At 71.9% G+C, this 19,999-nt stretch carries 15 protein-coding genes and 1 tRNA gene; 9 read left to right on the top strand and 7 right to left on the bottom strand.

What is annotated here, in order from left to right; translation table 11 throughout:
- Window positions 1-25: 25 nt before the first annotated feature.
- Entirely contained in the window at window positions 26-814 is a 789-nt protein-coding gene (locus ACQPYE_RS35270) for an NAD(P)H-dependent oxidoreductase (protein WP_498717437.1), read from the bottom strand.
- Window positions 815-913: 99 nt separating this feature from the next.
- Between ACQPYE_RS35270 and ACQPYE_RS35265 the strand changes: the two genes are divergently transcribed.
- Window positions 914-1,792: a helix-turn-helix transcriptional regulator gene (locus ACQPYE_RS35265; RefSeq protein WP_498717436.1), complete on the top strand. Its 879-nt coding sequence runs from the start codon at window positions 914-916 to the stop codon at window positions 1,790-1,792.
- 476 nt (window positions 1,793-2,268) lie between these two features.
- Here ACQPYE_RS35265 and ACQPYE_RS35260 read toward each other — a convergent pair.
- Window positions 2,269-2,340: transfer RNA gene (locus ACQPYE_RS35260), tRNA-Arg, on the bottom strand.
- Window positions 2,341-2,492: 152 nt separating this feature from the next.
- Between ACQPYE_RS35260 and ACQPYE_RS35255 the strand changes: the two genes are divergently transcribed.
- A complete protein-coding gene (locus ACQPYE_RS35255) occupies window positions 2,493-4,001 on the top strand; it encodes an SDR family NAD(P)-dependent oxidoreductase (RefSeq protein ID WP_498717435.1) in 1,509 nt (502 codons plus the stop codon).
- A gap of 43 nt (window positions 4,002-4,044) precedes the next feature.
- A complete protein-coding gene (locus ACQPYE_RS35250) occupies window positions 4,045-4,953 on the top strand; it encodes a cation diffusion facilitator family transporter (RefSeq protein WP_498717434.1) in 909 nt (302 codons plus the stop codon).
- Between the two features lie 10 nt (window positions 4,954-4,963).
- Here ACQPYE_RS35250 and ACQPYE_RS35245 read toward each other — a convergent pair whose 3' ends face one another.
- Entirely contained in the window at window positions 4,964-9,229 is a 4,266-nt protein-coding gene (locus tag ACQPYE_RS35245) for a GH92 family glycosyl hydrolase (protein ID WP_498717433.1), read from the bottom strand.
- 178 nt (window positions 9,230-9,407) lie between these two features.
- Between ACQPYE_RS35245 and ACQPYE_RS35240 the strand changes: the two genes are divergently transcribed.
- Window positions 9,408-10,553: an ROK family transcriptional regulator gene (locus tag ACQPYE_RS35240; RefSeq protein ID WP_498723045.1), complete on the top strand. Its 1,146-nt coding sequence runs from the start codon at window positions 9,408-9,410 to the stop codon at window positions 10,551-10,553.
- 227 nt (window positions 10,554-10,780) lie between these two features.
- Here ACQPYE_RS35240 and ACQPYE_RS35235 read toward each other — a convergent pair whose 3' ends face one another.
- The 4 genes from ACQPYE_RS35235 to ACQPYE_RS35220 form a co-directional block, all read right to left on the bottom strand.
- Window positions 10,781-11,416 (bottom strand): hypothetical protein, encoded by a 636-nt coding sequence (locus ACQPYE_RS35235; RefSeq protein WP_498717432.1) that lies wholly within the window; start codon window positions 11,414-11,416, stop codon window positions 10,781-10,783.
- A gap of 55 nt (window positions 11,417-11,471) precedes the next feature.
- On the bottom strand, window positions 11,472-11,840 hold the full coding sequence (locus ACQPYE_RS35230) for a hypothetical protein (protein WP_498717431.1): 369 nt from the start codon (window positions 11,838-11,840) through the stop codon (window positions 11,472-11,474).
- A 96-nt stretch (window positions 11,841-11,936) separates the two neighbouring features.
- Entirely contained in the window at window positions 11,937-12,623 is a 687-nt protein-coding gene (locus ACQPYE_RS35225) for a DUF305 domain-containing protein (protein ID WP_498717429.1), read from the bottom strand.
- 4 nt (window positions 12,624-12,627) lie between these two features.
- The gene (locus tag ACQPYE_RS35220) at window positions 12,628-13,428 is read right to left on the bottom strand and encodes a thioredoxin-like domain-containing protein (protein WP_498717428.1); all 801 of its coding nucleotides are present in this window, start codon (window positions 13,426-13,428) and stop codon (window positions 12,628-12,630) included.
- 170 nt (window positions 13,429-13,598) lie between these two features.
- Between ACQPYE_RS35220 and argS the strand changes: the two genes are divergently transcribed.
- The 5 genes from argS to thrB are packed head-to-tail and all read left to right on the top strand — an operon-like array spanning window position 13,599 to window position 19,943.
- Window positions 13,599-15,242 (top strand): arginine--tRNA ligase, encoded by a 1,644-nt coding sequence (gene argS / locus ACQPYE_RS35215; protein ID WP_498717426.1) that lies wholly within the window; start codon window positions 13,599-13,601, stop codon window positions 15,240-15,242.
- Window positions 15,242-16,666, top strand: a complete 1,425-nt coding sequence (lysA, locus tag ACQPYE_RS35210) for a diaminopimelate decarboxylase (RefSeq protein WP_498717424.1) — start codon at window positions 15,242-15,244, stop codon at window positions 16,664-16,666. Before argS ends, lysA begins: the two co-directional genes overlap by 1 nt.
- Before the next feature lie 3 nt (window positions 16,667-16,669).
- Window positions 16,670-17,983: a homoserine dehydrogenase gene (locus ACQPYE_RS35205; RefSeq protein WP_498717422.1), complete on the top strand. Its 1,314-nt coding sequence runs from the start codon at window positions 16,670-16,672 to the stop codon at window positions 17,981-17,983.
- Window positions 17,980-19,056, top strand: coding sequence for a threonine synthase (thrC, locus tag ACQPYE_RS35200; RefSeq protein WP_498717421.1), 1,077 nt, complete (start codon window positions 17,980-17,982; stop codon window positions 19,054-19,056). Before ACQPYE_RS35205 ends, thrC begins: the two co-directional genes overlap by 4 nt.
- Window positions 19,053-19,943, top strand: coding sequence for a homoserine kinase (thrB, locus tag ACQPYE_RS35195; RefSeq protein ID WP_498717420.1), 891 nt, complete (start codon window positions 19,053-19,055; stop codon window positions 19,941-19,943). The genes thrC and thrB overlap by 4 nt, the downstream gene beginning before the upstream one ends.
- Window positions 19,944-19,999: the final 56 nt, after the last annotated feature.

The raw sequence follows: 19,999 nt of genomic DNA, 5'->3' as shown, positions 1-19,999 counted from the left end.
CAATGGTCGGAGCTCCGTCCGCGGCTCACCCCCGCGCCGGGCCGACATCCCGGAGGTGGAGGTCGTGCCCGCTCGTCCCGGGGGTCGCCAGGTCCGGCCGCAGGCGCAGGTCGTGGCCGTAGTCGTCGGCGAGGGACCGGAACGGCACCGGCTCGTCGGTGAAGAGGCCGTCGAGCCGCCGCCCGTACTCCCGTTCGGCCGCCGCGTACGCCTCGGTCGACAGGCCGACCGCGCCGTAGACCGCGAACGGCGCGAGCGGCGCCATGCCGGTGAACCACAGCACGCCGTGCTGGACCGGGAAGAGGAGGTCCGCCAAGCGGCCGTGGGCGCCCCGGTCGGAGAACGCCGACGCGCGAGCGCCGATCGTGACCGACAGCAGCGCGCGCCGTCCGCCCAGAGCGCCTTCGGTGTACGGCGGTGGAACCGCGGGGCCGTGCGCGAAACCGTTGGTGAAGACCCGGTCGACCCAGCCCTTGAGGATCGCGGGGAGGGAGAACCACCACATCGGGAACTGCAGGATGACCGCGTCCGCCCAGCGCACCTTCTCCTGCTCGGCCGCGACGTCGGGCGTCAGCCGGCCCGCCAGCGTGGCCCGCTCGTGCGCGGTCAGGACGTCCAGCGGCCCGGCCCCGGTGTGGTCGGGGAAGTCGTCCGCGTCCACCGCCGCCTTCCACTTCATCGCGTAGAGGTCGGACACCCGCACTTCGTGTCCCGCCGAGAGCAGGTGTTCGGTGGCGAAGGACGTCAGGGTGCCGTTGAGCGACCGGGGTTCCGGGTGTGCGCTGACGACGAGGACCTTCTTCTGCACGCTCATGCCCCCACGCTCGCCCGTTCGCGGCGGGGCAGCCAGAACCCCGTGCGTCCGGCGGTCCGGCGGTCCTGGTACCGCGAGGGCCAGGGAATACTGGGACGCATGGACGGCGTGGACCACCGCAGCGAGGACGTCGACGGGATCGGTGACGCGCGGCGGGCGCTGGGTGCGTTCCTGCGCGCCCGTCGGGCACGGGTCGCCCCGGAGCACGTCGGCCTGGCCGGAGGTCGTCGCCGGCGGGTCCGCGGCCTGCGCCGGGAGGAGCTGGCCCAGCTGGCAGGGATCAGCGTGGACTACTACGTGCGCCTGGAACAGGGCCGTGCGACCCAGCCGTCACCCGAGGTGCTGGACTCGCTGGCCCGGGCGCTCGGCCTGGACGCGGCCGAGCGCGGGCACCTGACCACCCTGGTGGGAGTCCGGCACGGCGCCGCGCCGAGCGCCCGCGTCAGCCCGCTGCTGCGCCGGATCGTGGCCGCGGTGGGCGACTTCCCGGCGTTCGTGACGAACCACCGCCTCGACGTGGTGGCCTGGAACAGGCTGGGCGGCGAGCTGTTCGGCGGCCTGTCCGACCCCGACCGCCGCGACCGGAACAACGCGAGGTACCTGTTCCTCGACCCGGCCGCGCGCGCCCTCCACCCGGACTGGGAGCCGCGCGCCGCCGAGGCCGTGGGCCAACTCCGCGTCGCCGCGGGCCGCTACCCGGACGACCGCGACCTGACCGGGCTGATCACCGACCTGTCCGCCCGAAGCCCCGACTTCCGCCGGATCTGGGCGAGCGGCGAGGTCGTGGTGTGCGGCGCGGGCCGCAAACGACTGCGCCACCCGCAAGCCGGGATCCTCACGCTGGACTACGAAACCCTCCACGTGCCCACCACTCCCGGCGAGATGGGCCTCGTCGTGCACGTGTTCAGCGCGGAGGAGGGCAGCGAGGAATCCACGAGCCTCTCCCGACTGGCCGCGACGGCGTCGGCGACGCGGTGAACCGCTCCGTGCCGTCACCGACGACAGGCTCGACGGTCAGGCGGCCCAGCACCACCCACAGCCGCGAAGCCAGGCCCGAGTACGCGCTGAGCACGTCCGTTCCCTCGGCGACCTGGCGCACGTGCGCCCACCCGGCCACGTCCGGCGCACCTTCAAGCGGTTCCCGCCAAGCGCGTCGCAGCCTGAGCCCGCCGTGGTGCGAGGCGTTCGTCGACAGCAGGAGCGTCGACTCACCCAAATCCCACTCCCCAGCCGCGAAATGCTCCCGCACGGCACCCGGGGCGTCATCGGACAGCCGACCAGCGAGCCCCGCACACACGTCCACGACCGCCGCGTAGGACTTCGCATCCACGGCTCTTGCTCGTTCTCGCGGTCACCGTGCACGACCCACCGGCCTCGACGCCGGAAAGGAGCGGTCGGCCGGGTCTGGAAACGGAAGAAGGACCAGGAAGTGATCCCTGGCCCTGTCCTTGATGTGCCCCCGGCAGGATTCGAACCTGCGCTCCCGCCTCCGGAGGGCGGTGCTCTATCCCCTGAGCTACGGGGGCCGCAGCTACGGGTGGAAGCTTAGCGCACTCGGGACAGTGCTTTTCACCCCCTACCCTCTTGGGTTGTGGAACCGGGACGTGAGTGGGTGGTTCGGGGTGGTGACCTGGGGATTCGGGTGGTCGAGGGAGGGGTGGCCGGTGCGGTTCCGGTGGTGTTGGCACACGGGTTCCCGGACACGTCCGAGGTCTGGGACGGGGTGGCGGCGAGGTTGGGGGAGCGGTTCCGGGTGGTTCGGTTCGACGGTCGGGGGGCCGGTGGGTCGGACGCGCCCGCTGGGGGTGGGCACGAGGGGTACCGGGTCGAGCGGTTGGTGGAGGACCTCGTGGCGGTGGTGACGGCGGTCGGGGAACCGGTTCACCTCGTCGGGCACGACTGGGGGTCGTTGCAGGGTTGGGCGGCGGTGGCGGCGAGGCCCGAGTTGTTCCTGTCGTTCACCAGCATCTCCGGGCCGGACCTGGGGCAGGTGGCGGACTGGGTCAGGCGCAACCGCTTGCGGCCGGTGAAGGTGGGCAAGGTGCTGGCCCGGTCCTGGTACATCGCGGGGTTCAAGGTGCCGGTGGCGCCGGAGTTGGTGTGGGCGCTGCCGGTGGTGCGGAAGTGGTTGCGGGCGGGGCGGCGGGAGCTGGTCAACGGGTTGGGGTTGTACCGGGCCAACGTGGGGCGGGGGTTGCCCGCGGCACGGGTCTCGGTGCGGGTTCACCAGATCGAGTTGACCAAGGACCCGTACGTGCTGCGGGAGCACCTGGAGGCGGCGGAGCCCTGGGTCGACGAGCTGACGCGGAGCTCGATCCACGCCGGGCACTGGGCGCCCCGGACGCACCCGGAGCACGTGGCGCGGCACATCGAGGACGCCATCGACGGCAAGCGGCGGAAGCGGTTGGTGGTCATCACGGGGGCGGGCAGCGGGATCGGCCGGGCCACGGCGGTGGCCTTCGCGCGGCAGGGCGCCGAGGTGGTCGTGCTGGACGTGGACGGGGAGCGGGCGCGGGAGACGGCCGAACGGGTCGGTGGGCACGCGTACCGGGTCGACGTGGCGGACTCGGCGGCGGTGGGGGCGGTGGCGGACGAGATCAGGGCGCGGCACGGGGTGCCGGACGTGGTGATGGCGAACGCGGGCGTCAGCGTGGTCGGCTCCTTCCTCCGCACGTCGGAGGAGGACTGGCGACGGGTCGTGGACGTCAACCTCTGGGGCGTCGTGCACACGCTGAGGGCTTTCGCGCCGCAGATGGTGGACCGGGCCGAAGGCGGGCACCTGGTCGTCACCTCGTCGGTGGTCGGCTACCTGCCGAACGCCGCGCTGCCCGCCTACTCGACCACGAAGGCCGCCGTCCTCATGCTGGCCCAGTGCCTGGACGCCGAACTGCGGCGGCACGGGATCACGGTGACCGCCCTGTGCCCCGGCACCGTGCGCACGAACCTCACCAAGACCTTCACGTTCGCCGGGGCCACGCCCGCCGAGCAGGAGGAGCGGCGGCGCCGGGCGGACGCCACGTCACGCCGGCGCGGCTTCGGGCCGGAGAAGGTCGCGGCCGAGGTGCTCAAGGCGGTGGACGACCGCAGAGTGGTGGTACCCGTCACGGTGGAGGCCAAGGCCGTGCACCTGGCCAACCGGATCGCACCCGGCCTGGTCCGCGCCTTGGGACGGTTGTGGCGTGCCTGACAGTCAAGTTGCACTCATGCGCATGTGACTATATGTTCCGCTCATGGGTCACGGACACGGCCACGGTGTGCCGTCGGGGAGCGCCAAGCACCTCGGTCGGCTGTGGGTCGCCTTCGGCATCGGCGCGGCGTTCATGGCCCTGGAGCTGGTCGTCGGCCTGGCCACCGGCTCGCTGGCCCTGATCTCCGACGCCGCCCACATGCTCACCGACGTCCTGGGCGTCGGCATGGCGCTGGCGGCCATCGGGCTGGCCCGCCGCGCGCGGACGGGCGGTGGCCGCACGTTCGGCCTCTACCGGGCCGAGGTGCTGGCCGCGCTCGCCAACGCCGTGCTGCTGTTCGGCGTGGCCGGTTACGTCGTGCACGAAGCCGTCGGGCGGTTCGACAACCCGCCCGAGGTGCCCGGCCTGCCCGTCGTGCTGGCCGCCGGCGCCGGCCTCGTGGCCAACGTCGTCTCGTTCTGCGCGCTCAGGGAGGGCGCGAAGGACAGCATCAACGTCCGCGGCGCGTACCTGGAGGTCCTGGCCGACCTCATCGGGTCGGTCGGCGTCCTCGTCAGCGGCGTCGTCACGCTGGTGTTCGGCTGGCGCTACGCCGACCCGGTCATGGGTGTCGCGATCGGGCTGTTCGTCCTGCCGCGCACGTACAAGCTGGCCGCGAGCGCGCTGCGCATCCTCTTCCAGCACGCCCCGGAACGCCTGGACGTCGCCGAGGTGCAGGCCGACCTGAGCCGCGTGCCCGGCGTGGCCGAGGCGCACGACCTGCACGTCTGGACGCTCACCTCGGGCATGGAGGTCGCCTCCGCGCACCTCACCACCCGCGACCACGTGGACCCGGCCGACGTGCTGCGCGCCGCGCAGGCGCTGCTGGCCGAGCGCTACCACATCGAGCACGCCACGCTCCAGGTCGAACCAGGAGATTCCGCGCGGAGGTGCCGCGAGATCTCCTGGTGACCCGGACGACCTACAGCCCGGCGCACTGACCCGTCTTGGGTCCGCTCGCCGCGTTCACCCACCCGTTGTTCACCGGTGCGGGTGAACTCCCGGTGCACGACAGCGGCCCGCCGACGGTGTTGCCCGCGACGACCGTGCCGCCCCTGTTGTCCACCAGCCGCACCGGTCCGCCGACGGTGACCCGCTCCAGCGACACCTGACCGGACGTCCCGGTCACGTTCACCGGCCCGCCGACCGACGTCTCCACCAGCACGACCGCCGCCGCGCCGGTGGCGTTCACCGGACCCTCGACCTTCCCGCCGAACACGTACAGCGACGCGCCCGCCGCCACCGTCACGGGTCCGGTCACCGAGGCGCCGTCCACGCACGTCACGCCCGACTGCACGCGCAGCGGCCCGGCGTGCTCGCCGGTCACCGTGGCCGTGCACGCCACGAGCGGCTTGGCCAGCAGCTCGAACTCCGCCACCGTCACCGGGCCGGGGAACTCCAGCCGGTAGTGCCGGTAGTGCCCCGGTCGGGCGATCTTGAACGCCCGGGTCTGCTGCCGCCACGCGAACGCCTCGCCGGACCGCTCGTCCACCGTCGACCAGGTCGTCCCGTCGTAGGAGCCCTTCAGCACCCACGAGGTCGGGTCGCCGGCGCCCTTGCCCGACGTCACCGTGTAGAACGTCGAGCTCTCCTTGTTCGACGGCAGGTCCACCCGCAACCACGACAGCGCGCCCGAGGTCTGCGAGGTGTCGTCGACCAACGCCGCCGGCGCGCCGGTCACCGTCCCCGACCGCGTCACGTCCCGCAGGGGAGCGGGAGCGGCGGAACCCGTGGTCAACGACGGCGGCGCGGCGTCCGGACCCGTGGCCCACCGCGACGGCGCAGACCCCATCACGAAGTCCAGCACGCCGCCGTTCGCGATCTCCGCGTGCGGCAGGTACGCCTTGTCCCACGTCTTCCCGTTGACCTTCAACGACTGCACGTAGACGTTCTTCGCGGAGTTGGCGGGCGCGTTGACCACGAGCGATCGACCGTTCTCCAGGCGCACGGTCAGCTTCGTGAACAGCGGCGACCCGATCGCGTAAGTCGGGTTGCCCATCTGCAGCGGGTAGAAGCCCATCGCGCTGAACAGCCACCACGCCGACTGCTCGCCGTTGTCCTCGTCGCCGGGGTAGCCCTGGCCGATCTCGCTGCCCAGGTAGAGCCGGGACAGGATCTCGCGCACCTTCTCCTGCGTCTTCCACGGCTGACCGGCGTAGTCGTACATGTACGTGATGTGGTGCGACACCTGGTTGGAGTGGCCCAGCTGCCCCATCCGCACGTCACGCGCCTCGGTCATCTCGTGGATCACGCCGCCGTACGAGCCGGGGAACTTCGCCGTCTCCGGCGTGGCGAAGAACTCGTCCAGCTTCTTCGCCAGCCCGTCGCGACCGCCGTACAGGTTGGCCAGGCCCTGCCCGTCGTGCGGCACCGAGAACGCCATGTTCCAGCCGTCGGTCTCGGTGTAGTCGTGGCCCCACTCGCGCGGGTCGTACTCGTCGGTGGGCACGCGCCACGTGCCGTCGGGGTTGCGGCCCTGGAAGAAGCCCGTCGACGGGTCGAACATGTGGATGTAGTTCTGCGCGCGGTTCGAGAAGTACTCGTGGTCCGCCTGGTACCGCGCCTCGCCGGTCTTCTCGTGCAGCGCGCGGGCCATGTTCGCGATGCCGTAGTCGTTGACGTAGCCCTCGATCGCCCACGACATGCCCTCGCCGGTGGCGGTGGACGTGTAGCCGGTGAAGATCGAGGTGTCCAGGCCCTTGCGGCCGACGCCCGCGTTCGGCGGCGCGACCGTCGCGTTCCTCACCGCCGCCTCGTAGGCCGACTTGGCGTCCGGGAGGTCGACGCCCTTCACGAACGCGTCCGCGAACGCCACGTCGGAGCTGGTGCCGGTCATCAGGTTCGCGTAGCCGGGCGAGGACCAGCGCGAGATCCACCCGCCGTCCCGGTACTGCTGCACGAACCCGTCCGCCAGCTCGGCGGCCTTGCCGGGCGTCAACAGGCTGTACGCGGGCCAGGTGGTCCGGTAGGTGTCCCAGAACCCGTTGTTGACGTAGACCTTGCCGTCCACGACCTTCGCGCCGGTCTGCGTGGGCGTGGACGGCCCGGCGGGCTGCACGGGCGACGCGTACCGGTAGCGCGGCGCGTCGGCGGTGCCGGTGTTCTCGAAGCCCGAGTTCGGGTAGAGGTAGAGGCGGTAGAGGTTGGAGTACAGCGTGGTCAGCTGGTCCTCCGACGCCCCTTCCACCTCGACCGCGCCCAGCACCTGGTCCCACGCCCGCTGCGCCCGGTCGCGCACCGAGTCGAACGTGTCCGAAGTGGACACCTCCAGCTCCAGGTTGCGCTTCGCCTGGTCGACGCCCAGCAACGAGGTGGCGATCTTCATGGTCACGGTCTTGTCGCCGGACGTGTCGAACCGGAAGAAGCCGGCCACGTCGTCGCGGCCCGCGCCGGTCAGCCGACCGCTGGAGACGACGGGCTTGTCCACCACGCCGTACACGAACAGCCGGGTCGCGCCGGTGGACAGGCCGCTCTTGACGTCGGAGAAGCCGGTCACCACGCCGGTCGCCGGGTCGAGCGAGAGCCCGCCGCTGTTGGCGACGTTGTCGAACACCAGGTTCGAGGTGTCGTCGACGAACGTGAAGCGGAACAGCGCGGCGTGGTCGGTCGGCGCGATCTCGGTGCGCATCCCGTTCTCGAACCGCACCCCGTAGTAGTGCGCCTTCGCGGTCTCGTTCTCGTGCTTGAACGGCAGCGCGCGCACGGCCCGGTCGGCGGTCGGCGTGCCGGCGGTCGGCATCACCTGGAACGTCTGCCGGTCACCCATCCACGGGCTCGGCTCGTGGCTCGCGGTGAACGCCTGCAAGGTTGGCAGGTTGTCCCGGTTGTTGTTCTTCGCGTACTCGTACAGCCAGCTGATCGAGCCCGCGTTGGTCATGGGCGACCAGAAGTTGAAGCCGTGCGGCACGGCGGTGGCCGGGAAGTTGTTGCCCCGCGAGAACGAGCCGCTGGAGTTGGTGCCGCGGGTGGTCAGCACCCAGTCCGACGGGCGCGGTCGTTCGACCACCACCGGCGCGGATTTCACCGCGATGTCGTCGACCCAGCCGTTGAACCCGGCCGGTCCCTTCGGGTTGTCGTAGGCCACCAGGACGCGCTTGATCGTCTTGCCCGCGGCCACCGCGCCGATGACCGACGCGACCCGGTTCCACTGGTTGGTGTAGAGCGACTTGGCCGCGCCCTGGCCGCGCGGCGACAGCTCGAACCCGTGCTGGTCGCGCGCGCCGAGGTCGCTGAGGTAGGTGCCGTCGGCGAAGGCGAGGTCGACCGACACGAAGGTGGCCGGGTAGTCCAGGTCGTCCGCGGTGAACGACGGGAAGATCAGGTAGGACAGCTCGGTGGTCGACGTGACCGGGATGTCGACGTCGAAGACCTTGTTGTACGAGTAGCCGCGCCCCTCGGCGACGTGCGTCCCCTGGTACCGCAACGCCTTCACACCGGTGAACCCGGCGCCCGCCTTCGCGTTGTACCCGCCGTTGGCGCCCTTGCCCACGGTGGTGCGCATGTTCTTCGCCGGCGGGGTGGTGGAGCCGTCGGAGAACTGCACCTCGGCCAGCTGGATCAGGTCCACGCCGCCCGCGGTCGCGGAGATGTCGAGCCGGTAGTGCTTGAACGCCGTGGTGTTGGCGAGGTCGTAGACCTTGGTCTGGAACCGCTCGGCGAACACCTCGCCGGCGCGGGTGTCGACCGGGGTCCACGTGGTGCCGTCGTCGGAACCGCGCAGCGTCCAGTCCTTCGGGTCGCGCTCGGGCGCGTCGTTGGCCGAGGACAGGGCGTAGCGCCTGACCGCGACGGGCTCGGTGAAGGTGAACCGCGCCCAGCCGGTCGGCGTGAAGGTGAGCCACTTGGACGACACGGTGGCGTCGACCAGGTTGCCCGCGACCTCGCCGGAGCCGGAGTTCTCGGAGTTGGCCACCACGTCGACCACGCGGTCGGTGACGTCGCCGGGGATGCCGGTGGCGTCCGAGCCGTCGACGCCCGAGGTCTTCGGCGTGCCGTCCGGTCCGGTCTCCACGGTGCTCGTCCAGCTCGGCTGCGGTTGCCCGTCCTCGAACGACGTGGCGAAGAGCGTCTCGCTCACGGTTGGCTCCCCCGGTGCGGCGGTCGCGAAGGGCCAGCCTCCCACGCTCCCCAGCGCCACCGCGATGGTCGAGACGACCACCAGCGATCTCCTGCCACGCATGTGCCCCATCGCGCACGCCTCTCACCCATGTCGACCCGATCTTTAGCGAAGCAAAGGGGTTGCTGACATCGATGTCAAGGGTGCCCGCGCAACTTGTCCGCAAGCCTGTCCGGGCACTGCTCCACCCGATCTACACTCGCGGACTGTGACGGCCCCGAACCCGCCCCTGGTGGGCACCCCGGCGGCGATGCGCGTGCTCAACCAGCGCGCGGTGCTCGACCGCCTGCGGGTGGGAGGTCCGGCGACCAGGCCGCAGGTCGCCAAGGACACCGGTCTGTCGAAGCCGACCGTCGGCCAGGCTCTGCTCGACCTCGAGCGGCACGGTCTGGTGCGCCCCATCGGCCGCACGTCGGCGGGGCCGGGCCGGTCGGCCGTGCTCTACGAGCCGAACCCCGCGGCGGGCCACGTGCTCGGCGTCGACATCGGCCGGCAGCGGATCCGGGTGGCGGTCGCGGACCTGGCCGGTTCGGTGATCGCGCGGTCCGACGAGCGCAACCGGTGCCGCTCGGCCACGGCGCTGGTCCGCACGGTGCGGGACCTGGCCGAGCGCACGGTGTCCGACGCCGGGTTGTCGGCGGCCGACCTGGTGGTGAAGGTCGTCGGCACGCCCGGCGTGCCCGACCCGCGCGACCGGACCCTGCGCCACGCGCCGAACCTGCCCGGCTGGGAACGCCCCGGCCTGCTGGACGACCTGGAGGCCGAGCTGGGACCGGGCCTGGTCGTGGAGAACGACGCGAACCTCGCCGCCGTCGGCGAGCAGTCGCACGGTGCGGCACGGGACGTCGACGTGTTCGTGTGCGTCACGGTCGGGACCGGGATCGGCATGGGGATCGTGGTGGACGGCCGGTTGTTCCGCGGCGCGCACGGCGCGGCGGGGGAGGTCGGCTACCTGCCCTACCCCGGTCAGTCCGAAGAGGACGGGCGGCGGCGCGGCCAGCTGGAGGCCGCGGCGGCGGCGGAGTCCGTGGTGGCGCTGGCGAAGCAGCGCGGTCTGGCGGCGCGGTCGGCGCGGGAGGTGTTCGCGGCGGCGCGCGCCGGCGACGAACGGGCGCTGCTCGCGGTGCGCGACGAAGCGGAGCGGCTGGCGTTCGTGGTGGCGTCGGTGGTGGCGGTGATCGACCCGGAGCTGGTGGTGCTCGGCGGCGGCATCGGCGGCAACACCGACCTGCTGAAGGAGCCGGTGGAGGCCGCGCTGCGGCGGATGACGCCGCTCGTGCCGAGGATCGTGGCGGGCGAGCTGGGTGACGGCGCGGTGCTCAGCGGGGCCATCGCGATCGGGTTGCGGTCGGCGCGCGAACTCGTGTTCGACCGCCGAGGTGCGGTGACTCCCTGACGGTAGTCGAGTGGTTCTTCCTCGGCGATTCACTCGAACGTCGTAAGTATCAACTGGTCAGTAACGACGTAGCGTCACAGGGACCTCCTCCTGGAGGGTGTGTTCCTTCCGCTGTTAGAAGGGGAGTCGAAAGGGGAGTACGGGGGACGTGGTCCCCTTTCGACCGTGCCACGGGGCAGGTGCCGCGCCCGCAAACACCTGCCCCGTGCACACCAACCGCCCCCGCGTCACGTCGTGCGGTGGACGTCCTGCGCCGTGGACGCCCGGTGCGTCGAGTCCGCGATCCACGGCCCGGGGCTGGGCGGGTCCAGCACCCCTTCCTCCAGCCAGGTGAACCGGCCGTCCAGGACGTGCCGCGCCACCCTCGCGTCCGAGTCGTCGGAGTTGCGCCCCAACCGGTCGAACAGCTCGTCCACCCGCACCCGCGCCTGCCCGGCGAACTCGTTGCGGTTCTCCACCGTGATGCCGGGCGAGTCGCCCTCGACCACGAACGCGCTGATGCCCTTGCCCGGCACCTGCGCCATCACCACCAGCAGCTCGGCCACCACGTGGTCGGGGATGAGGGCGTCGCGCTCGATCCGCGCGCCGTCCACGGAGTGCTCGCAGAACTCGCGCAGCGCGGCGAGGAAGGTCTCGCCGCGCTCGCGGTCCTCGGCCGAGCCGCTGGGGTGCGGGTGGATCAGGTCGAGGCGGAAGTGGCCGAGGAAGAGCTCGCGACCGAAGCTGGGGTCACGCCACCGGGTCCCGCCGCGAACCCCTGTCCCGCCGGCGGGAAACCACTGGCGGAAAACACCGTCCCGCCGGCGGGAATCGCGTCCCGCCGGCGGGACCGCTGTCGGATCGCATTCGTCACCCGGACGCACGAATGCCGCGACCCCCGGAATTCGAGGGCCGCGGCATTCGCGGTGCGATCAGCGATCAGGCGATCAGCGTGCAGGTGCTGCCCATGTTGTAGAAATTGCCGCCACCGTCGTTGCGCCAGCCGGTGCCGGAGATGCAGCCACCGCGGTTGAAGTACTGGTTGATGTAGACCCGGTGGTTGAGGATCGGGTTGCGGTCCACGTCGTTGACGCCGTACGTCTGGAAGTGGCCGGGGTAGGGGCCGCAGACGTTGCGCGACTCGACCCAGCTCACGTACCTGACGGTCGCGTTGATGGACTGGTACTCGACGAACACGTTCGTGCAACCACTCGTGCTGGAATTGCTCGCCTGCGCCGACGGATTGACGATGACCATGATCGCCAGTACCGAAACGAGCGCGGCCAGAATTGCTCCGATTCGCTTCATCGTGGTCCCCTCGTGGCAGCCCCCTGCTGCCTCGAATCGGAACGTATCGGAGAGGGGAAGCGCGTGGCAAGGTGAAAAGCGCCGGCACCGACCCGCTCACCTGGCGAGTGGCTGTGCCCCGTGTTCGGCGATGAGCCGCTCCAGGTATTCGCTTTCACTGGCTTGCGACTTGAGCATGCTCTCCGCGAGAGTGCGCACGGCGTGCTCGCCGGCGTGGTCGACCGCGTACCGCACCATGGACGTGCCGCCCCGGTGGTGCCGGAGCATCAACTGGAGGAAGTAGACGTCGAACTCGGCGCCGGTCAGCGACCGCAGCTTCGCCAGCTCCTCGGAGGTCGCCATGCCCGGCATCGGACTGCCGGCGGACGCGGTCGCGGTGGCGCTGTGCCCGTGCTCGCCGTTCTCGGTCATCCAGGCCATATGCCTGCCCTGCAACGGCTGCTCGGGCTGACCCCAGAGCATCAGCCAGCCCTTCATGCGGCCCACCTGCTCCAGCTGCGTGCTGGAGACGTCGAACGCGAACGACCGGATATCCTCGTCGGCCGTCCGGTCGCGGGCGATGTTGGCCATCTGCACCGCTTGGAGGTGGTGCATGGCCATGTCCTGCGAGAACCCGACGTCCACGGAGTCGGCGGCCGGGGTGGTGGCGGAGTCCGAACCGGGGAGCTTGATGAGCAGGCCGACCGCCGCGCCCAGCAGCAAGGTGGCGAGCACGGCCACCGAGACCACCACCCAGGCGAGGTTGCCCCGCCCGGGTGTGGCCTCGGCGGACCGATCGGTCACGTGCTCAGCTGCCCGACGACGGCGCCGTGGAGGAGGCAGCGGGGGAGTTCCGCGCGCTCTCGGCCTCGGTGCCCATCGACTCGGCGTCCGGGCCGGGCGCCTCGGCGACGAACGGCGCCGGGTTGTCCACGAAGGCGGCGTTGTCGCACGGCGAGCCGACCTCGGGGTAGGTGTACTGGTTGCGCCGCAGCGACTGGATGAACTGGTCGATGCGCTCGTCGTCGGCGCTGTCGAGCTTCAGCTGGTGACCCCACGTCTGCAGCGAGATCGGCTTGTCGAGACCAGGGTACGGCGACATCATCGAGAACGGCTGGCCGTCGATCCGGCTCTTGAGCTTGTCCAACGCCTCGCCGGTCACCAGGTCGGGGTTGTAGGCCAACCACAGGGAGCCGTGCTCCATCGCGTGGACCATGTTCTCGGTGCGCACGGCGGTGGGGTAGACCACGCCGTTGCAGTCGGCCCACTGGTTGTCGTGCGGCCCGCCGAACGGCGGCGAGAAGTCGTACGCGACCCGCCTGGGCGCGTCCACGTGCTTGCCCGGCGCGTACTCGCGCTTGGTCACGCCCGCGATCTGGTCCGAGGGGTCCTTGTTCTCCTCGGTCGGGTTCCACTGGGCGAGGGCCTGCTCCTTCGCGTCGCGGTCCGCGATCTGGCTGTACGCGTAACCGAACACGGTGCCGGCCAGGGCCAGCACGGCCACCACCGCGATGATGGTCCCCCACGGCTTCGGCTTCTTGGCCACCACCGAGGAGCGCGCCGCCGCAACGCTGGAGCGCGCGGCCTTCGTCTTCTTGCCGCTGGTCATGTCCGCCTCAGTCTCGTCATACGCCCATGCCGCGGGCCAGTGTAGGGATACCGTGTCTGATCACCGTCAACTGGCCGTCACGGCGGGTGGTCGGCACCGGTTGCCGTTCCCACTTCGCGGGACGCGCATCCCGGTCGAGACCAGCGGGAACGCTTCCCTAGACTTGCCGGGTGACTCCCGCTGCGCTCGCTGAACTGGTCCGTGCGACGGCCGTGGACGTGTTGTCCACCCGCGGCCTCGACCCCGCCGCCCTGCCGACAGCGGTCACGATCGAGCGCCCCCGCAACCCCGAGCACGGCGACTACGCCACCAACGTGGCCCTCCAGACCGCCAAGAAGGCCGGCGTGGCGTCCCGCGACCTGGCGGGCTGGCTCGCCGAGGCCCTGACCGGCGCCGACGCCATCTCCTCGGTCGAGGTCGCCGGTCCGGGCTTCCTGAACCTGCGGCTCGCCGCGGACGCCCAGGGCGCGATCGTGCGCGACGTGGTCGAGGCGGGCGAGGCGTACGGCCGCGGCGACCAGTTCGCCGGCGTCCGCATCAACCTGGAGTTCGTCTCGGCGAACCCGACCGGCCCCATCCACCTGGGCGGCACCCGCTGGGCCGCGGTCGGCGACGCGCTCGGCCGCGTCCTCGCCGCCAACGGGGGCGAGGTCACCCGCGAGTACTACTTCAACGACGCGGGCGCGCAGATCGACCGGTTCGTCCGGTCCCTGATCGCCGCCGCGAAGGGCGAGCCCGCGCCGGAGGACGGCTACGCGGGCGGCTACATCGGCGACATCGCCGCCGAGGTGCTGCGGCAGGAGCCCGGCGCGCTGAGCGCCGAGGACTCGCACGAGGTGTTCCGCCGCATCGGCGTCGGCCTCATGTTCGAGGAGATCAAGAAGGACCTGCACGACTTCGGCACCGACTTCGACGTCTTCTTCCACGAGGACTCGCTGCACCGGTCCGGCGCCGTCGCCAAGGCCGTCGACCAGCTCAAGGACTCCGGCGCGCTGTACTTCGACCAGGGCGCCTGGTGGCTGCGGTCCACCGAGTTCGGCGACGACAAGGACCGCGTGGTCATCAAGAGCGACGGTGACCCGGCGTACATCGCCGGTGACATCGCGTACCTGGCGGACAAGCGGTCGCGCGGCTTCGACCTGTGCATCTACATGCTCGGCGCGGACCACCACGGCTACATCGGCAGGCTCAAGGCCGCCGCGTCGGCGCTCGGCGACGACCCGGCGTCGGTCGAGGTGCTGATCGGCCAGATGGTGAACCTGGTCAGCGAGGGCAAGCCGGTGCGGATGAGCAAGCGCGCGGGCACCGTGATCACCATGCAGGACCTGGTGGACGCGGTCGGCGTGGACGCCGCGCGGTACGCCATGACCCGCTCCTCGGCCGACTCGTCCCTGGACATCGACCTGGACCTGCTGCGCAAGCGCAGCAACGACAACCCGGTGTTCTACGTGCAGTACGCGCACGCCCGGCTGTCGTCGGTGCTCCGCAACGCCGCCGACCTCGGTGTCGAGCGCGGCGACGCGGTCGACCTGCTCACCCACGACCGCGAGGGCGACCTGATCCGCACCGTCGGCGAGTTCCCCCGCGTCGTCGCCACCGCCGGTGAGCTGCGCGAACCGCACCGCGTCGCGCGGTACCTGGAGGAGCTGGCCGGCACCTACCACCGGTTCTACGAGGCCTGTCGGGTGTTGCCGAGGGGCGACGAGGAGACCACCGAGCTGCACCGGGCCCGGCTGAGCCTGTGCGCGGCGACCCGCCAGGTGTTCGCCAACGGCCTCGCGCTGCTGGGCGTGACCGCGCCGGAGCGCATGTGATGCGCGCGCACCCGGCCGGTCCCCGGCACGCCGACGTCATGGTCCCGTCGAACACGGCGGGCAACCGACCGTCCTCCGCGCGGGCGCTCGGCGAGCTGCACCCGCAGGTGTGGCCGCGCAACGCCGAGCGCGGCGACGACGGCGCGGTGCGCCTGGCGGGCGTGGACGTGCGCCGGCTCGCCCAGGAGCACGGCACCCCGCTGTTCGTGATGGACGAGGGCGACTTCCGCGCGCGCTGCCGCGAGCACGCCGAGGCGTTCGGCGACCCGACCCGGGTGCACTACGCGTCCAAGGCGTTCCTGTCCGTCGCGGTGGCCCGGTGGGTCGCCGAAGAGGGCCTGAGCATCGACGTGGCCAGCGGCGGCGAGCTGGCCGTGGCGCTGCGCGCCGAGTTCCCGCCGGAGCGGATCGCGCTGCACGGCAACAACAAGTCCGTCGCCGAGCTGACCACTGCGGTCGAGGTCGGTGTCGGCGCGGTCGTGCTGGACTCGTTCTACGAGATCGCCCGGCTGGACCAGGTCGCCCGTGAACGCGGGCGCGTGCAGCCGGTGATGATCCGGGTGACGGTGGGCGTCGAGGCGCACACGCACGAGTTCATCGCCACCGCGCACGAGGACCAGAAGTTCGGCTTCTCGCTGTCCAACGGTGACGCGGCCGAGGCGGCGCGCCGGGTGCTGAAGTCCGACGGGCTGCGGCTGATCGGCCTGCACAGCCACATCGGCTCGCAGATCTTCGACGCCAGCGGCTTCGAGGTCGCCGCGCGCCGGGTCATCGGGCTGCTCGCGGAGCTGCGCGACGAGCACGGCGGCGAGCTGCTCGACCACGTCACGACCGTGGACCTCGGCGGCGGCCTCGGCATCGCCTACACCGCCGACGACGACCCGCCGCCGCCCGCCGAGCTGGCCAGGCAGCTGCGCGACATCGTGGCCAAGGAGTGCGAGCACGCCGAGCTGCCCGTGCCGAAGATCGCGGTCGAGCCCGGCCGCGCCATCGTCGGCCCCGGCACGGTGACGCTGTACGAGGTGGGCACCATCAAGGACGTCCAGCTCGACGCGGGCGTGGTGCGCCGGTACGTGAGCGTGGACGGCGGCATGAGCGACAACATCCGCACCGCGCTCTACGACGCGGTCTACGACTGCAAGCTCGTCTCGCGCGACGCGGGCGAGGACGCGCAACCCGTGCTGTGCCGCGTCGTGGGCAAGCACTGCGAGTCCGGCGACGTGGTCGTGCGCGACTGCTGGCTGCCCGACGACCTCGCGCCCGGCGACCTCATCGCGGTCGCCGCGACCGGCGCGTACTGCTACTCCATGGCCAGCGGCTACAACCGACTTCCCCGGCCCGCGCTCGCCGCGGTCGTGGACGGCCAGGCCCGGTTGCTGCTGCGCCGGGAGACCGAGGAAGACCTGTTCCGCCTGGAGGTATGAGAAGTGTCAAGCCACGAACGCGTCGGCAAACCGATCAGGGTCGCGCTGCTGGGCTGCGGCACGGTCGGCACCGAGGTGGTCCGGCTGCTCACCGACCAGGCGGCCGACCTTACCCCGCGGGTCGGCGCGCCGCTGGAGCTGACCGGCATCGCCGTGCGCAGGCCGAACAAGCACCGCGAGGTGCCCGCCGAGCTGCTCACGACCGACGCCGAGGCCCTGGTCGCCTCCGACGACGTGGACGTGGTCGTCGAGGTCATCGGCGGCATCGAGCCCGCCCGCTCGCTGCTGCTCGCCGCGTTGCGCGCGGGCAAGTCGGTGGTGACCGCGAACAAGGCGCTGCTGGCCGAGCACTCGGGGGAGCTGTTCGAGGCCGCCGACGCCTCGGGCGCCGACCTGTACTTCGAGGCGGCGGTGGCGGGCGCGATCCCGCTGCTGCGCCCGCTGCGCGAGTCCTTGGCCGGCGACCGCATCACCAGGGTGATGGGCATCGTCAACGGGACCACGAACTTCATCCTCTCGGGCATGGACTCGACCGGGGCGAGCTACGCCGAGACCCTGGAGGAGGCGACCCGGCTCGGGTACGCCGAGGCGGACCCGACGGCCGACGTGGACGGGTTCGACGCCGCGTCCAAGGCCGCGATCCTGGCGTCCCTGGCCTTCCACAGCCGGGTCACGGCCGCCGACGTGCACCGCGAGGGCATCGCGTCGGTCAGCGCCGCCGACATCGCCGCCGCCAAGGCGCTCGGCCGCACGGTGAAGCTGCTGGCGATCTGCGAGCGGGTCACGACGGACGGCGCGGACGGCATCTCCGTGCGGGTGCACCCGGCGATGATCCCCACCTCCCACCCGCTGGCCGGCGTGCACGGCGCGTTCAACGCGGTGTTCGTGGAGGCCGACGCGGCCGGCGAGATGATGTTCTACGGCCAGGGCGCGGGTGGCGCCCCGACCGCCAGCGCGGTGCTCGGCGACCTCGTCGCGGTGGCCCGCAACCGGGTGCACCAGGGGCGCGGCCCGCGTGAGTCGGCCTACGCGGCGCTGCCCGTCCGACCGATGGGCCAGACGCCGACGCGTTATCACATCAGCCTCGACGTCGCCGACCGGGCGGGCGTGTTGTCGCAGGTGGCGGCGGTGTTCGCGGAACACGACGTGAGCATCGCGGCCGTGCGGCAGGAGGGCCGGGTCGACGACGCCAGCCTGGTGGTCGTCACCCACGCCGCTACCGACGCGGCACTGCGGTCGACCGTGGACAAAATCGGCGGGCTGCCCGTAGTTCGGGAAGTGGTCAGCGTGATGAGGGTGGAAGGCGAAGAAACATGACGATCCAAGCAGGCGTGCGACCGGGGTGGCCCGGCATCATCCACGCCTACGCGGACCGGATCGAACTCCCCGAGGGCGCCAAGGTCGTCACCCTCCACGAAGGCGGCACGCCGCTGGTCGCCGCCGAGCACCTGTCGGAGCTGACCGGCTGCCGGGTCTACGTCAAGGTCGAGGGCGCGAACCCGACCGGCTCGTTCAAGGACCGCGGCATGACCGTGGCCATGACGCACGCGCTGGCCAGCGGCATCCGCGCGGTGATCTGCGCGTCGACCGGCAACACCTCCGCCAGCGCGGCGGCGTACGCGGCCAAGGCGGGCCTCACCGCCGCGGTGCTCGTGCCGCGCGGCAAGATCGCGCTGGGCAAGCTCGCCCAGGCGGTCTCCCACGGCGCGCGGATCCTGCAGATCGACGGCAACTTCGACGACTGCCTGGAGCTGGCCTCCAAGACGGCGACCGAGTACCCGATCACGCTGGTCAACTCGGTCAACCCGGTGCGGCTGATCGGCCAGAAGACCGCCGCGTGGGAGATCTGCGACGTGCTGGGCCGCGCGCCCGACGTCCACTGCCTGCCGGTCGGCAACGCGGGCAACATCACCGCGTACTGGCGCGGGTACTCCGACTACCACGCCGACGGCGTGATCGGCGCCACGCCCAGGATGTTCGGGTTCCAGGCCGCGGGCTCCGCGCCGCTGGTGCTCGGGCAGCCGGTGGCGAACCCGGAGACCATCGCGACCGCCATCCGGGTGGGCAGCCCGGCGTCGTGGACCGGCGCGGTGGCCGCCAAGGAGGAGTCCGGTGGGCTGTTCGAGGCCGTGACGGACGAGAAGATCCTGGAGGCCTACCGACTGCTGGCCTCGACCGAGGGCATCTTCGTCGAGCCCGCGTCCGCGACCAGCGTGGCGGGGATGCTGGCCACGGTCGCCGACGGCCGGCTGCCGAAGGGCTCCACGGTCGTCTGCACGGTCACCGGCCACGGCCTGAAGGACCCCGGGACGGCCCTGCTGGGCATGCCCGAGGTCGAGCCGGTGCCGGTCGACCCCGGCGCCGTCGCGACCGCCCTGGAGCTGGCGTGAGGGCCTTGGCGGCCCGCTGCGTCCGCGTCACCGTGCCCGCGTCCACGGCGAACCTCGGCTCGGGGTTCGACGCGCTGGGCATGGCGCTGGGTGTGCACGACGAGTTGGAGTTCGCCGTGACCGACGGCGGGCTGGCGGTGGAGGTGTCCGGCGAGGGCGCCGCCGACGTGCCGACCGACGAGCGCCACCTGGTCGTGCGGGCGTTCCGGGCGGCCTGCGAGCTGGTCGGGGTCGAGGCCCCGGGGCTGCGGCTGACGTGCCGCAACGCCATCCCGCACGCGCGCGGCCTCGGCTCGTCCGCGGCGGCGGTCGTGGCCGGCGTGGCGGCCGGTTTCGCCCTCGCCGGTCGCGAGACGGACACGAGCGCGTTGCAACTCGCCGCCGAGTTCGAGGGCCACGCCGACAACGCGGCGGCGGCGATGCTCGGCGGCGTGGTGATCGCGTGGACGCAGGGTGACCGCTACCGCGCGGTCCGTGTGGACCCGCACCCCGGTGTGACGCCGGTCGTGCTGGTGCCTTCGGAGGAGTCGTCCACCCGCACCACGCGCGGCCTGCTGCCGTCGAAGGTGCCGCACGAGGACGCGGCGTTCGCGGCGGGGCGGTCCGCGCTGGCCGTGCACGCGCTCACCGCGGACCCGTCGTTGCTGGTCGACGCGTTGGACGACCGGTTGCACGAGCCCTACCGGGAACCCGCCTGGCCTGCGACGACGAGGCTCGTGCGGTCCCTGCGGGAGGCGGGGGTGGCCGCCGCGGTGTCGGGCGCCGGACCCACGGTCCTGGCCCTGTCGCCGGACGGTGTGCTGCCGCCCGGGGTGGACCTGGCCGGGTTCGAGGCGCGGCGCGTGCCGGTCGACCTGGCCGGAGTCCGGGTTGCGCCACTCGGCTGAGTGGTGCGACGCGCCGTGCCCCGGTTGTTGCACCCGGCCGGACCGGCGTCTACCCT

The sequence above is a fragment of the Actinosynnema sp. CA-299493 genome (genome assembly GCF_050946825.1).
Taxonomy (GTDB): Bacteria; Actinomycetota; Actinomycetes; order Mycobacteriales; family Pseudonocardiaceae; genus Actinosynnema.
Note: the sequence above shows the minus strand (reverse complement) of the source record. Positions and strands in the feature narration are given on the sequence as shown.

Coding starts and splice junctions, on each gene's coding strand:
- ACQPYE_RS35270 (WP_498717437.1), bottom strand. CDS start 814: ATGAGCGTGCAGAAGAAGGTCCTCGTCGTCAGCGCACACCCGGAACCC.
- ACQPYE_RS35265 (WP_498717436.1), top strand. CDS start 914: ATGGACGGCGTGGACCACCGCAGCGAGGACGTCGACGGGATCGGTGAC.
- ACQPYE_RS35250 (WP_498717434.1), top strand. CDS start 4,045: ATGGGTCACGGACACGGCCACGGTGTGCCGTCGGGGAGCGCCAAGCAC.
- ACQPYE_RS35245 (WP_498717433.1), bottom strand. CDS start 9,229: ATGGGGCACATGCGTGGCAGGAGATCGCTGGTGGTCGTCTCGACCATC.
- ACQPYE_RS35240 (WP_498723045.1), top strand. CDS start 9,408: ATGCGCGTGCTCAACCAGCGCGCGGTGCTCGACCGCCTGCGGGTGGGA.
- ACQPYE_RS35230 (WP_498717431.1), bottom strand. CDS start 11,840: ATGAAGCGAATCGGAGCAATTCTGGCCGCGCTCGTTTCGGTACTGGCG.
- ACQPYE_RS35220 (WP_498717428.1), bottom strand. CDS start 13,428: ATGACCAGCGGCAAGAAGACGAAGGCCGCGCGCTCCAGCGTTGCGGCG.
- lysA (WP_498717424.1), top strand. CDS start 15,242: ATGCGCGCGCACCCGGCCGGTCCCCGGCACGCCGACGTCATGGTCCCG.
- thrC (WP_498717421.1), top strand. CDS start 17,980: ATGACGATCCAAGCAGGCGTGCGACCGGGGTGGCCCGGCATCATCCAC.